Genomic DNA, 13,285 nt, shown 5'->3' with positions numbered 1-13,285 from the left:
TTAAGGAGCAAGCATGCTGTACCCACTCGCCAGGCATTTCCTGTTCAAACTCAATCCGGAGCAGGCTCACGATCTCTCCATCAAATATTTGCCCCGCCTTCTCGGTACCCCGCTTGATTGTTTCTTCCGTCACTCTCTGCCCAAACGCCCCGTCACCGTCATGGGGCTTAATTTTGCCAATCCGGTGGGGTTGGCCGCCGGTCTGGATAAAGACGGGGAGTGCATCGATGCCTTCGGCGCCATGGGGTTCGGTTTCATCGAGGTCGGTACCGTGACCCCCAGACCCCAGAGCGGCAATGACAAGCCTCGTCTCTTCCGGGTGATCCCGGCCGAAGGGATCATCAATCGCATGGGATTCAACAACAAGGGAGTCGATCACCTGGTGGCCAAGGTGAAAGAGGCCAAATATCAGGGGGTGATCGGCATCAATATCGGCAAGAACAAGGACACCCCCATCGAGCAAGGCAAGGATGATTACCTTCTCTGCATGGACAAGGTGTATGACCATGCCGGTTATATTGCGGTCAATATTTCCTCACCAAACACCCCGGGTCTGCGTCAATTGCAATATGGCGATGCACTGGATGAACTGCTGGCCGCATTGAAACAGCGCCAACAGGAGCTGGCCGAGAAATATAAAAAGTATGTGCCGCTGGCCGTGAAAATTGCCCCGGATCTGTCACTCGATGAAATAGATCAGGTAGCCGCCTCTTTGATCAAGAACCGTATTGATGGTGTCATCGCCACCAATACCACTCTGGAGCGGGAGATGATATATGACATGCCCCATGCCGCAGAGGCCGGCGGGCTTAGCGGTCGTCCGCTCCAGCACAAGAGCACCGAGGTGATCCGCCACCTGGCCAAGGCCCTCGACGGCGCCCTGCCCATTATCGGTGTGGGTGGTATCGACAGCGCCATGGCGGCTCGGGAAAAACTGGCAGCGGGTGCCAGTCTTGTCCAGATTTACAGCGGCTTTATTTATAAAGGGCCGAGTCTGGTCAAAGAGATCGTTACCCATATTTAAAAAATAACCGGTTGCCCTTATTTAACGTTGCTCAAATTCTCGACATGGAATAAAGTCGAGGGACGGCTTAGATAAGGGCACCACCATGTGTATTCAACCCAATGACAATTGGCAGTGGCATTATGACGCTCAGGATGATCGCCTGATGTTGGATTTGTCCGATCGCATGATATTTGCCACCGAATATAAAGGTCGGCAACTTGTTCCCTGTTCTTTCACCACCCAGCCTTTTTGTGTGGATGATGCCGCCCTCTATTACCAGTTGATGGACAAGGCCGCTGAACTCGACTGGAGTACGCCCCACCAGGTCCAGCTGGTCCTCAATGCCATCGCCGTCAGCCGTTTTTATAAACCCCTGATGCCGCAAAGCTGGTTCTTTCATGAACAGCAGGCTCACGTTATTCCGGAGATGGGATCCCTGGTGTGGATGGATACGCCCCATGGTCGGGGGGAATTCATGGTCATCGAAGCCGGCGATCAGGCGAGCGTTTGCCTGAACCTGACCGAGGAGCTGGTGCTGACCAACAGCAAGACGCTGCCGCGCTTTGCCGTGATCAAGGTGATGAATAACCGGATGCAAGCCAGAGTCCGGGCACAGACACAATATCGGGAAGTGGGCTGACGACGGGGCCGTTATATGGCGACGAATAAGTCCGTTATAGGCCTGCTATATTGGTCTGATATTTAAGCGCTCAGTCTCTCTCTTGTTCCATTATTTGTATTTTCTCCTTCGTCTGGTCGTCACGACCGTTTTCTGCCTGGCCCGGGCAAGATTTTCGAATTCTTTACGAATGTGATGGTAGACAGCTGCCAGCCAAGAGCGGGATCCTGTCGCCCGCAAGGGGGGAGGAGAGAGTTTGCCGCGCCTCTTGCCGTTTATATGGCGCCTTTGTCCAAGGTTCGAGTGCCGAGTGCGGGCCGATAAGGTATAATGCGGCACTATTTTTATGGCATCCCCGTGAGCGTGATGAAAGAATTTTTTGCAACCTGCCCCAAGGGGCTGGAAAACCTGCTGTCCGTCGAGCTGACCAATCTGGGTGCGGAGCAGGTCCGTGAGACCGTGGCCGGCGTCCACTTCAAGGGCGAACTGGCCATCGGCTACAAGGCCTGTCTGTGGAGCCGCTTTGCCTCCCGAATCGTGCTGGTGCTCTCCGAGTTCCAGATGAACGATGATCTGGACCTCTACCTCGGGGCCCATACCATTCCCTGGGAAGAGCACTTCTCCGGTACCGCCACCATCGCGGTGGACTTTACCGGTACCAACGCCTCCATTCGCAATACCCAGTACGGTGCCCTGAAGATCAAGGACGCCATCGTCGATCGTTTCACCAAGCGAGGTCACGTGCGCCCGGATGTGGACAAGAAGTCCCCGGACATTCGCATCATGGCGCACCTTGGCAAAGGCAAGGCCAATATCACGCTGGACTTGTCAGGCCCGGCGCTGCACCAGCGCTTCTATCGCCAGGGCACCGGCGAGGCCCCCCTCAAAGAGAACCTGGCTGCGGCCATGATTGCCCGCAGCGGCTGGGCCGGCGAGCCCATGATGGACCCCATGTGCGGCTCCGGTACCCTGCTCATTGAGGCGGCCTTCATCGCTGCCGACATGGCGCCTGCGCTGCGCCGCGAACGCTTCGGTTTCGATCGCTGGCTGCAACACGATGGTGAACTGTGGCAGAGTCTGATGATGGAAGCCCAGGTGCGTGCCAAGCGCGGCATGCAACGCTGCGAGGTGAAACTGTTCGGTTGCGATGCGGATACCCGGGTCCTGATGAAGGCCCGTGACAACGCCAAGGCCGCCGGCGTGGCCCATCTCATCACCTTCAAGCAGGCCGATGTCACCAAGCTGGAAAACCCGCTGCCGATGCCGGCTGTGGAAGGGGAGAGCCGTCAGGTCGGCATGCTCATCTCCAACCCGCCCTATGGCGAGCGTCTTGGGGAGTTCCCGGCTTTGCTGGAAGTGCATCAGGCCCTTGGCGATGCCCTGCGCCGTGGCTTCCAGGGGTGGAAGGTCACCATTCTCTCCGCCTCTCCCGAACTCCTGAGCTGCCTGCGCCTGCGTGCCGACAAGCAGTATCGCCTGTTCAACGGCGCCCTCGAGTGCCAGCTGCGCAACTATCAGATCGCCCTCGATGCCGTCGCTTCCCAGAAAGAGGTGGCCCAGGACTTTGCCAACCGTCTGCGCAAGAATCTGAAGACCCTCGAGAAATGGGCGAGCAAGGAGAACCTCGATTGCTACCGCCTCTATGACGCGGACTTGCCGGAGTACAACGCCGCCATCGACCGCTATCAGGACTATCTGGTGGTGCAGGAGTACGCGGCGCCCAAGGACATTCCCGCCCAGAAGACCCGCCAGCGTCTGCTGGACATGGTGCAGGCCGCCATCAAGGTGACCGGCATGGACGGCGAGAAGGTGATCCTGAAGGTGCGCGAGCGCCAGGAAGGCAAACAGCAGTACCAGAAGCTCTCCGAAGAGCAGCACCGGATGGAAGTGCAGGAGTATGGTGCTCGCCTCTGGGTCAACCTCTACGACTATCTGGACACCGGCCTCTTCCTCGACCACCGCCAGACCCGCCGCATGCTGGGCCAGATGGCAAAGGGCAAGCGCTTCCTGAACCTCTTTGCCTATACCGGCAGTGCCACCGTGCACGCGGGGCTCGGCGGCGCCCGCGAAACCACCACGGTGGACATGTCGCGCACCTACCTCAACTGGGCCCAGGACAACATGCGCCTCAACTCGCTGGTGGGCCGTGAGCACAAGTTCGTGCAGGCGGACTGCCTGAAGTGGTTGTCGGAAGCCGACGAGCAGTACGACCTCATCTTCATCGATCCGCCCACCTTCTCCAACTCCAAGCGGATGGACGAGAGCTTCGACGTGCAGCGGGATCACCTGCTGTTGATGCAGCACCTCAAGCGCCTGCTCGCGGCGGACGGCACCCTGGTCTTCTCCAACAACAAGCGCCACTTCAAGATGGACTTGGCCGGCCTTGACGCCATCGGTCTCAAGGCGCAGAACATCACGAACAAGACCCGGCCCAAGGACTTCGAGCGCAACCAGCATATCCACAACTGCTGGATCATCACCCACGCCGAGGCACAAGGCTGATGCTGACCCTGTTTCACACCGACGGCTGCCACCTGTGCGAACAGGCGTGGGCGCTGGTGGAACAAGCCGGGATGGCCACGCAGACCCGCCGCTGCGACATCCTGGAGGAGGAGGCCTGGCTCGAGGCTTACCGGGTGCGCATCCCGGTGCTGCAAGACAGTGCCGGCCGGGAGCTGGGCTGGCCCTTCACCCTGGGAGAGCTGCAAGGCTGGCTGGCACAGGGGTGAGCAGGATTTGACGACAAAACGGGGGCAGACTCACGCTGCCGCCCGTTTTTTCATAAGCAACAAGGAACAAACATGGCTCTTTTGACATTGCACGGCGCGTCCCTGTCGTTCAGTGATTTTCCGCTGCTCGACCATGCCGAGCTCACCATAGAGCGGGGCGAGCGCCTCTGTCTGGTTGGTCGCAACGGGGCGGGCAAGTCCACCCTGATGAAGGTGATTGCCAGCGAACTGCCGCTGGACGACGGCCGTCTGGTGTTGCAACAAGATTTGAAAGTGACCCGCCTCGAGCAGGATCCGCCCGCCTCGAGCGAGATCACCGTGTTCGATTACGCCGCAGAAGGGCTGGCCGGGGTAGGGGAGCTGCTCAAGCAGTACCACCATGTCTCCCACGCCCTGGCGCACGACCCTTCCGATGCCAACATTCGCACCATGAGCCAGTTGCAGGAGCAGCTCGACTATCAGAACGGCTGGCAGTACGAGACCCGCATCAATCAGGTGCTGACCCTGCTTGATCTCGACCCTGATGTGACGCTCGACAGTCTGTCTGGCGGCTGGCTGCGCAAGGTGGCTCTGGCCCGCGCCCTGGCGTGTGACCCGGATCTGTTGCTGCTGGACGAGCCGACCAACCACCTGGACATCGATGCCATCAACTGGCTGGAAGAGTTCCTCAAGGACTTTCGCGGCGCCATCGTCTTCATCTCCCACGACCGGGAGTTCATCCACAAGCTGGCGACCCGGATCATCGATCTCGATCGCGGCGTGATCACCTCCTGGCCCGGCAACTACGACGAATATCTGCAAGGCAAGGAGGAGTGGCTGCGGGTCGAGGAGCTGAAAAACGCCGAGTTCGACCGCAAACTGGCCCAGGAAGAGGTATGGGTGCGCCAGGGGATCAAGGCGCGTCGTACCCGCAACGAGGGACGGGTGCGGGCCCTCAAGGCGATGCGCATGGAGCGCACCCAGCGCCGGGAACTGCAGGGCAAGGCCAAGCTGCAACTGGACGAGGCGGGCCGCTCCGGCAAGCTGGTGTTCGAGACCGAGGGGCTGGGGCTGGACTTTGGTGATCGCACCCTGTTCCAGGGACTGGATCTGCAGGTGCTGCGCGGGGACAAGATTGCCCTGGTTGGCCCCAACGGCTGCGGCAAGTCGACCCTGATCAAGCTGCTGATGGGTCAGCTCGAGGCGAGCCGTGGCTCGGTGCGCCAGGGGACCAACCTGGAAGTGGCCTACTTCGATCAATACCGTGAGCAGCTCGATCCCGAGAAGACGGTGGTGGACAACGTGGGGGAGGGCAAGCAGGAGGTGATGGTTCGCGGCCGCTCCCGACATATCCTCGGCTATCTGCAGGACTTCCTGTTCGAGCCCAAGCGGGCGCGCACCCCGGTCAAGGCCTTGTCAGGGGGCGAGAAAAACCGTCTACTGTTGGCCAAACTCTTCCTCAAGCCCAGTAACTTGTTGATTCTGGATGAACCAACCAACGACCTGGATGTCGAAACGCTGGAATTGCTGGAAGAGCTGCTCACCGATTACCCGGGCACCCTGCTGCTGGTCAGCCACGATCGCCGTTTCATCGACAATACCGTGACCGGCTGCTGGCTGTTTGAAGGGGATGGTCGGATCAGCGATTATGTCGGGGGCTACGCCGACATGATGGCCACACGAGCCCTGCAGGCCGCCCAACAGACGGCCAAGCCGGCCCCGGTCAAGGTGGCAGAGCCTGTCGCGTCGGCAGCGGAGCCTGCGAAAAAAACACGAAAACTCTCTTACAAGTTGCAACTGGAGCTGGATAATCTGCCAGCCCGGCTGGAACAGTTGGAAATGGAACTCGATGCCCTGCAGGCCGAGATTAACCACCCCGGTTTCTTCTCTCTGCCAGCAGAGCAGACCCAGCCCAAACTGGATGCATTGAATGCGGCAGAGGCCGCATTGGAACACGCCTTCTCCCGTTGGGAGGAGTTGGAAGCGTTGAAACATCAAGACTAAGGAAGTAGATGAAAAAGCAATTATCCATGCTGGCCATCCTGGTCGGCGCCAGCCTCAACGCGCAGGCGGCACAAAGCTCCTTTTTCACCATCGTCGATGACGAAGTCAAAGGCTATGCCAGCGGGATCAGCGGCGATGCCAACGGCCTCATCGGGCTCAACACCAAAAACAACATGGCGGAATACTTCTCCACCGTGCGGTTTGCCGACTTCCTGGTCGATCGTTTCCGTTTCGAGCAGGGTTGCATGCTCTCCAACTCGGTCTGCAACTCCTTCTGGAGCGACAACTCGGGCTTTGCCTACCAGTGGCGTCGCGACTTCCTGGACAAGGTGGATCAACGCAGCAACCTGGGCTACGTGACCAGCTCCGAGGTTGATGGCCTGGTGACGGCCCTCGGGGATGTCCCGGAGGATCGGGTCGGTTACAAGATGAATGGCAAGCTGCGCACCGCCTTTGCCGTGGTCAATGACGGCAACCCGGTCGAGCTCAAGGATGCGGCCAGCACCCACGGCCTGAGTGTACCCACTTCCATCAAGAAGCTGGACAACGGTCAGTATCTGGTGACCGGTACCGCGGCCAGCGACAAGTATCGCCACAAGGTGGGCGGTGACTTCTACAAGTGGTGTTTCGAGACGGGCAATGACAGCCAGTACGGTGACTTCCGCTACTGTCCCGGGGTCGATACCCAGGCGAGCTTCTGGCTGCTCAACAGCTCGGGCGGGTTCAACAAGCTGATGCAGGCCGGTACCTATGGCCATCAGCGTGACGAGGTGCTGCAAACCGCCTCTGCATTGGGCGTGGCCAAGTACAACGGCACCCTCTACGGCGTGGGCTACAGCTCTACCGGCGAGGTGGGCACCGGTGATCTGGATGGTCGCAACCTCGCCAGCTACTGGACCCTGGATACGGCTGCCGGCACCGTGGGCACCACCAAGATCATCCCGCTGCCGGATGGCGAGCCTGGCAAGGACGATGCCAAGCTGCAACACAGCTGGGCCGTGGCCGTCAACGACAACGGCTACGTGATCGGCAACCAGCGCTATCGCATTAACAAGGGACAGAACCGCCCGGTGGAGATGTTCCTGTTCAACCTGAGCAAGCCGGGTACGGCGGCCAGCCTTCCTCTCCAGGACAAGCCGGTCTCGGGGGCAGGCTCGGAAGCGGCCGCCATCAACGGGCACAACATGGTGGTCGGCTGGCGCGACTCCCGCCATCAGACCCAACCGGTGGTCAATGGTACCAACCGCATGCAGGAAGCCTTCCTGCTGAACGCGGCCGCCCCGGCCAACAGCTGGTATCTGAACGATCTCATCTGTGGCAAGGATGACGCCGGCAACAAGCAGTGTGCCCAGAACGGCAAGTACTATCACATCGCTTACGCCAGCGGCATCAGCAGCGACGGCACCATTGCCGCGACGGCGTATCGCTATGACAGCGAGAGCGACCTCAACAAACGCGCCAACGCCACCGTGGTCGCCGTCAAACTGACGCCGGCCGTGGCGGATTATCAGGGCAATGCCCCGGCCAGCTATGTGGTCAGCAATGCGCCGGTCAACAACCAGACCGGTCAGGATGGTGGCGAGGGCGGTGGCGGCAGCCTGTTCTGGTTGACTCTGCTGGCGCTGCCCTTTGCCTGGCTGCGTCGCTATCAGCGATAAATAAGTGTCATCAAAAATTAATGCAGTTCAGTATCTTGTGTCACAACCCCTGAATAGCATGGAATTTTTTGTTTGACCCTGCCTCCCCCCTGGGGTAAAGATGAAGGCGACCGGTGAAAAACTGGTCGCTTTTTTTGTTCCACGAAGAGGGTCGTAGATGATGAAGAGACAGAAACGGGACCGTCTGGAGAGAGCTCGCGCTCGTGGTTATCAGGCTGGCGTAGTCGGCAAACAGAAAGAAGCGTGTCCGTACCAGTGCCTGGATGCCAGGGGCCATTGGCTTGGTGGTTGGCGCGATGCCATGGAAGGGCGAGGCTCAGGCCTCTTCATGAAGTAACCGATACTTCATCACTCATTACAAAAGGAAAGGGGCCATCGTGGCCCCTTTACGTTGTCTCTGCTCACCCAGGAGCAGGATCAGAATGCGGTGGTGTCTTTGAACAGGCCCACTTTCAGATCGGTGGCGCTGTAGATGGGGCGACCATCCACTTCCACGACGCCATCGGCAATGCCCATGACCAGTTTGCGGTTGATGACGCGCTTGAAGGTGATCTTGTAGGTGACCTTCTTGGCCGTCGGCAGGATCTGGCCGGTGAACTTGACTTCACCGACACCCAGCGCACGTCCTTTGCCAGGACCCCCTTTCCAGCCCAGGAAGAAGCCGACCAGTTGCCACATGGCATCCAGGCCCAGGCAGCCGGGCATGACGGGATCGCCGGGGAAGTGGCAGTCGAAGAACCAGAGATCCGGCGTGATATCGAGTTCAGCCAGGATTTCACCCTTGCCGTGCTCGCCGCCATGGTCGTTGATCTTGACGATGCGATCCATCATCAGCATGTTGGGGGCGGGCAGCTGGCTGTTACCTTCACCAAATAATTCGCCACGGCTGCAGGCAAGCAGCTCTTCACGGGTAAAGGACTCTTTGCCTTGTTCGCACAGGGAGAGGCGGGGATCAGTGGTGTCGTTATCTAGGGTCACGCTGTTTATCCTTCATATGGGTCAAAGCCGGGCCAATTTAGCTTACAGATGTTCGCTAAACAACTCCGATCACTTCATTTAACGGCCAAGCAGCCGATCCAGCAGGCTGCGCAGCAGGCCGCCACTCTTGGTTGCCGTGCCATTGAGTTCGTCCAGTCTCTCCTGGATGCGACCAAACAGGGTATCCGGCATGTCCGGTTCGCCAGCAACGCAGCCGGTGAGCAGCTCGATAGCCTCTTCCACGTGATCCACCGGGTGGATGTGGAACTGGCCGGCCTCTACTGCCGCGATCACTTCATCAGAGAGGTTGAGCTGCTGGGCGTTGGTGCCGGGCAGCAGAATGCCTTGCTTGCCGGTGAGGCCGTGGATCTTGCACACCCGGAAGAAGCCCTCAATCTTCTCGTTCACGCCGCCAACGGCCTGCACATTGCCGAACTGGTCGACCGCACCGGTCACAGCGAAGTGCTGGTAGATGGGCTGGCGGGCGAGGGCAGAGAGCAGGGCACACAGGCCGGTCAGGGAGGCGCTGTCACCATCGATCTCGTGGTATGACTGCTCGAACACCAGGTTGGCCGAGAGCGGCGAGGGGTTCTCTGCGCCGAACTTGTTGGAGAGGTAACCGTGGATGATCATCATGGCTTTGGCGTGAATGTGCCCGGCGAGCTCCGCCTTGCGCTCGATGTCAGCCACATCGCCATCCCCGAGGTGGACGGTCGCGGTGAGGCGTACCGGCTCCCCGAAGTCATAGGGATGGCCGGCCACCTGGATGACGGAAAGGCCGTTGATCTGGCCAACCTCTTCACCGTCGGTCTGCAGCAGGATCTGGCCGTCGATAACACCCTGATCCGATTGCTCCACCAGATAGTTGAGGCGGTAATCCTGCTCTTCCAGGGCGAGCAGGATATGTTCGTCAGTGACGCAGGTCGCTTCCAGCTCGCGGGCCAGGCTGTCGGCCATGCGCATGATGGCGCCGAGCTGTACCTCGGAGAGGGATAGCCACTCCTGGTGGTCACACAGGCGGCTGGCATGGCGACAGAGGGCGAGGAGGGCACCTGGGGTGAAATCCAGCAGCGCCCAGCGCGCTCGCAGCCAGGCGAGATATTGCAGGAAGGCGGGGAGATCTTCCTCGATGTTCACTTCTGAGACCAGATCGGCACGCAGGAAGATGCGCTCCGCCATGTCCCTGTCCAGCATCTGGAATTCCGCCACGTCCAGCCTGTCACCGACCAGGATCAACTTGAACCGGATGGGGGTCGCCTCCGGGGTGAAGAAGGGCGTCAGCGTCTTGCCTTCCTGATAGGCATTCCAGTCCAGCTCGCCTTTTTGCATGGCGTTCTTGAGCTTGAACCAGAGATGAGGCTGATCCAGCAGCTCATCAAGCTGAAGTACCAGGTAACCACCGTTGGCTTCCCGCAGCAGACCAGGTTCCAAAAGATGCTGGTTGGCGTAAACGGAGCCTTGTTCCGTCTGATAGTTGATGGAACCGAACAAGGTATCCCAGTTCAGGTCACGGCCGTAGACGACAGGGGCTTGCTGATCCTCATGATGGATCAGCAGGTTGATGAGCACCGGGTGCTGGAACTCGAGGCCCTGGGCGACATGGGCGGCCAGATCGGAGAGGAAATCTACGATCTTGGGGTCGTTGTTCTGTTTGCGGATGATCCGGGTGACCAGCCGCTCGGCGTCGAGGTGGTGGCTCATCAGCTTGAGCAGCTCGCCGACCATTTCGCAGAACTCGAAACCCGAGCCCGGTTGCAGGCGCAGCCAGATGGGTTTGAAAGGGTTGTTGAGATTCTCGGTATAACAGAGATCGAACAGGTCGCCATCCTTGCCATTCGAAGAGGCGATCAGGGTCTGGCAGACATTCTCGTAATCTGCACCGGGGAAACCGTTGAGGATCATGACCGGGCAGTCACCATCAAAACTGGCCAGCCGTTTTATACCCGAAATCGCTCTGGGTTGCAGGGCGGCAAACGGAATGGGGTCGAGTTCGCCAAGTGTGGGGAACTGCTCAATCGAGAAAGCGGGTTTTAATTGTTCTGATGTTAATTCAGCCACTTAAGACATCCGGTCGGGGATAGGATCAATTGCCACCATTATACACAGTTCGGTTGAGGGTGACAGAATACCAAGATATATCATTTAACATAATATACATTATGCGCGGTGTCGGATTTATGAGTCCCAGGGCATGGTCAATCAAGGATTGTCTTTAGGTCCCGCGTCTTGGTTATGAGTGCAGTTTTATTGTTCACCATTGGTTATCAGTCATATGTACGGTTCTGGTCGAGCAAGTGGTCCAGCGGCTTGCGGCTGGCACTCTCGTGACGTTCCCGGTTGCCGGTGTGCAGGTACTTGGAGGTGGTGTCGATGCTGTCATGTCCCGCATCGGCTTGTACGTGGGATAAAGGCCGGCCGTGCAGATTGATGTCATGGGTGATACCGGTATGGCGAATGGAGTGCGGCGTCAGGGTTCGCATTTCAGCGGCATCCTGATCAAAACCGTCTTGTTCGGCGAGGCTTGCGGCCTGTTCAAATACCGCCATTACCAAATCTCGTAGCTGGCGGATACCCAGATTTGCATTGAGTTCGCCTTGTTCGCGGCCATGGGCCGCCGCCTTGTGGCGTACGAACAGCGGGGTCTGCTCCCCGGGGGCCGGCAGTGGCGAAAGTCCAAGAAAGGTACGATAGCGAGCCAGGGCTTCGAGCAGAGCCTGAGAAACGGCTACGGTGCGACGTTTACCGCCTTTGCTGCGGGGAATGTCATAACCCCAGACGCCCGTTTTGGCGTCACGTCGAAACTGGCCCATGACGGGGCTGAAACCCGGCCTGGCCGCCACCTCGGAAATCCGCAGATAACAGGCATACATCAGACAGATGAGAAAGCGGCTGCGCTCATGTTGTGCCGGGCATTCGGCAGCGAGCTGTTCGGCGGCTTGCATCACATAGGACCATTGCAGTTCGGTGAAGGATTGCGCGTCTTCACCAGCCTCCTGGGGGCCCGCACGTTTAACCCGCTGCAGCAGGAGAGCCGGATTGCGATCCATGTACTCCTCCTGGATGAGAAACTGGAAGAAGGCGGACAAAATGGCGAGTTTTGTCTTCATCGCCTGCTCACTCAGTCGATACGGCAGCTCCCGGCCCAGTTCCCGCTTGCCAAGAAACGGACGCCACAGGGGGTTTGGCAACCGTTCCCCCCACTCCTTGTCGAGCACGAACTGGGCGACGTTGCGATAGGCAATCAGTCCGGACGGTGGCGCCTGGCAATAGTCGAGATAGCGCATCATGATGCGCCTGGTGAGATCCCTGGGGCTGATGGCCACCTCGCAAAAACACCAGTGCAAAAAAGTGGTCAGCTCACTGCGATAGGTCTTGTAGTTGTTTTCGCTGTGGCGCTGCTCCAGCAGCCAGTCGACGGCCAGCTCATACACGATCCCCGCGTCGGGGACCTTGCCAAGACTCAGGGAGGCGAGGTACTGGTTGACCTGGGGATTGCCCGCCTCAAGGTGGTCCACGCTATCGAACAGTGGCATGGCGGGTGGAAGTGCTGGATGAGTCATGATGGTGTGTGATGTCGGTTGAATGTTTTGAACGGGGCCGCAACCCCCTGATGCCGATAAATGGGGTTATCGGCATCAGGGCTTGCAGTGCGCCTTGGGGGCAACGACCTGAGGCATCTTGCTGTGATATCCCATGATGACGAGCAATCGGCATATTCAATAAATATGCGGTCTGGTTGGAAAATTCTCGGGGAAAAGAGTCGTGACAATGACTTAAGTTGCACTTTTCATGAATGAGATAGCGGGTCTGCCTCACATCCCCTTCCCCGCCCTTTTGTCTCAAGCCACGCTCTTCAGGGGCTTCCCCTTTGGCAGTTCAGTATCCTGCTTGTCTTCTTTGGGGGAATTCCCCTGCCCTTTTCCACCGCGCAATACCTGCTGCAACTGATCCCGCTGCTCGGCCAGATAAAAGGCCAGACTCTCCTGCTGTTCCGGTGCAAGCGCGACCGGCGCGCCCGCCAGCAGTGTCATCAGCTCATCGGCGGTGTCCAGCAGTTTGTCATAGGCATCCGCCTCTTTCTTGCTGGCAAAGGTCATCTTCTCCACTCCCCCACGTACCACAACATACTTGATCTCAACGGCCATCGCGGCGCCCTCCTGATGATTGTGATTGCAAGTATATGTACGTATATACAGTATTGCAAATACCCTCAGCATGTCGGCATGCATCGCCAGCCCCTGCTTGGCTGGCGGCGGCCAGTTCACAGCGGAAAACACGTCTTTTCAAAGGGGGCTGTGCAGCGCGGCAAGAC

The 13,285-nt window shown here is 58.8% G+C and carries 11 protein-coding genes; 7 read left to right on the top strand and 4 right to left on the bottom strand.

Features of this window, described 5'->3' with window-relative positions; translation table 11 throughout:
- Window positions 1-13: 13 nt before the first annotated feature.
- The 7 genes from pyrD to rmf all read left to right on the top strand — a co-directional run bounded on the left by pyrD (window position 14) and on the right by rmf (window position 8,332).
- Window positions 14-1,024, top strand: a complete 1,011-nt coding sequence (pyrD, locus tag AB7E19_RS05815; protein ID WP_039040791.1) for a quinone-dependent dihydroorotate dehydrogenase — start codon at window positions 14-16, stop codon at window positions 1,022-1,024.
- A gap of 85 nt (window positions 1,025-1,109) precedes the next feature.
- Window positions 1,110-1,646 (top strand): cell division protein ZapC, encoded by a 537-nt coding sequence (locus tag AB7E19_RS05810; RefSeq protein ID WP_427934720.1) that lies wholly within the window; start codon window positions 1,110-1,112, stop codon window positions 1,644-1,646.
- Between the two features lie 309 nt (window positions 1,647-1,955).
- Complete coding sequence (rlmKL, locus tag AB7E19_RS05805) at window positions 1,956-4,127, top strand: bifunctional 23S rRNA (guanine(2069)-N(7))-methyltransferase RlmK/23S rRNA (guanine(2445)-N(2))-methyltransferase RlmL (RefSeq protein ID WP_202042468.1); 2,172 nt, start codon at window positions 1,956-1,958, stop codon at window positions 4,125-4,127.
- On the top strand, window positions 4,127-4,354 hold the full coding sequence (locus AB7E19_RS05800; RefSeq protein WP_103858454.1) for a glutaredoxin family protein: 228 nt from the start codon (window positions 4,127-4,129) through the stop codon (window positions 4,352-4,354). The genes rlmKL and AB7E19_RS05800 overlap by 1 nt, the downstream gene beginning before the upstream one ends.
- Window positions 4,355-4,426: 72 nt before the next feature.
- Window positions 4,427-6,337 carry an ATP-binding cassette ATPase Uup gene (gene uup / locus AB7E19_RS05795; RefSeq protein ID WP_029314544.1) on the top strand — a complete coding sequence of 637 codons (1,911 nt, stop codon included), beginning with the start codon at window positions 4,427-4,429 and terminating at the stop codon, window positions 6,335-6,337.
- Between the two features lie 8 nt (window positions 6,338-6,345).
- Window positions 6,346-7,995, top strand: a complete 1,650-nt coding sequence (locus tag AB7E19_RS05790; RefSeq protein WP_427934719.1) for a DUF3466 family protein — start codon at window positions 6,346-6,348, stop codon at window positions 7,993-7,995.
- 157 nt (window positions 7,996-8,152) lie between these two features.
- Window positions 8,153-8,332, top strand: a complete 180-nt coding sequence (gene rmf / locus AB7E19_RS05785) for a ribosome modulation factor (protein WP_005315693.1) — start codon at window positions 8,153-8,155, stop codon at window positions 8,330-8,332.
- Window positions 8,333-8,412: 80 nt separating this feature from the next.
- Here the strand turns inward: rmf and fabA are convergent, their stop codons facing one another.
- The 4 genes from fabA to AB7E19_RS05765 all read right to left on the bottom strand — a co-directional run bounded on the left by fabA (window position 8,413) and on the right by AB7E19_RS05765 (window position 13,118).
- Complete coding sequence (gene fabA, locus AB7E19_RS05780) at window positions 8,413-8,973, bottom strand: 3-hydroxyacyl-[acyl-carrier-protein] dehydratase FabA (protein WP_010674758.1); 561 nt, start codon at window positions 8,971-8,973, stop codon at window positions 8,413-8,415.
- A gap of 78 nt (window positions 8,974-9,051) precedes the next feature.
- On the bottom strand, window positions 9,052-11,031 hold the full coding sequence (locus AB7E19_RS05775; protein ID WP_042017065.1) for a Lon protease family protein: 1,980 nt from the start codon (window positions 11,029-11,031) through the stop codon (window positions 9,052-9,054).
- 206 nt (window positions 11,032-11,237) lie between these two features.
- Window positions 11,238-12,533: a tyrosine-type recombinase/integrase gene (locus AB7E19_RS05770; RefSeq protein ID WP_268453792.1), complete on the bottom strand. Its 1,296-nt coding sequence runs from the start codon at window positions 12,531-12,533 to the stop codon at window positions 11,238-11,240.
- A 279-nt stretch (window positions 12,534-12,812) separates the two neighbouring features.
- On the bottom strand, window positions 12,813-13,118 hold the full coding sequence (locus AB7E19_RS05765; protein WP_128271377.1) for a YebG family protein: 306 nt from the start codon (window positions 13,116-13,118) through the stop codon (window positions 12,813-12,815).
- Window positions 13,119-13,285: the final 167 nt, after the last annotated feature.

This window comes from Aeromonas sp. (genome assembly GCF_050252055.1).
Taxonomy (GTDB): Bacteria; Pseudomonadota; Gammaproteobacteria; order Enterobacterales; family Aeromonadaceae; genus Aeromonas; species Aeromonas caviae.
Note: the sequence above shows the minus strand (reverse complement) of the source record. Positions and strands in the feature narration are given on the sequence as shown.

Coding starts and splice junctions, on each gene's coding strand:
- pyrD (WP_039040791.1), top strand. CDS start 14: ATGCTGTACCCACTCGCCAGGCATTTCCTGTTCAAACTCAATCCGGAG.
- AB7E19_RS05810 (WP_427934720.1), top strand. CDS start 1,110: ATGTGTATTCAACCCAATGACAATTGGCAGTGGCATTATGACGCTCAG.
- rlmKL (WP_202042468.1), top strand. CDS start 1,956: ATGCGGCACTATTTTTATGGCATCCCCGTGAGCGTGATGAAAGAATTT.
- AB7E19_RS05800 (WP_103858454.1), top strand. CDS start 4,127: ATGCTGACCCTGTTTCACACCGACGGCTGCCACCTGTGCGAACAGGCG.
- uup (WP_029314544.1), top strand. CDS start 4,427: ATGGCTCTTTTGACATTGCACGGCGCGTCCCTGTCGTTCAGTGATTTT.
- AB7E19_RS05790 (WP_427934719.1), top strand. CDS start 6,346: ATGAAAAAGCAATTATCCATGCTGGCCATCCTGGTCGGCGCCAGCCTC.
- rmf (WP_005315693.1), top strand. CDS start 8,153: ATGATGAAGAGACAGAAACGGGACCGTCTGGAGAGAGCTCGCGCTCGT.
- AB7E19_RS05770 (WP_268453792.1), bottom strand. CDS start 12,533: ATGACTCATCCAGCACTTCCACCCGCCATGCCACTGTTCGATAGCGTG.
- AB7E19_RS05765 (WP_128271377.1), bottom strand. CDS start 13,118: ATGGCCGTTGAGATCAAGTATGTTGTGGTACGTGGGGGAGTGGAGAAG.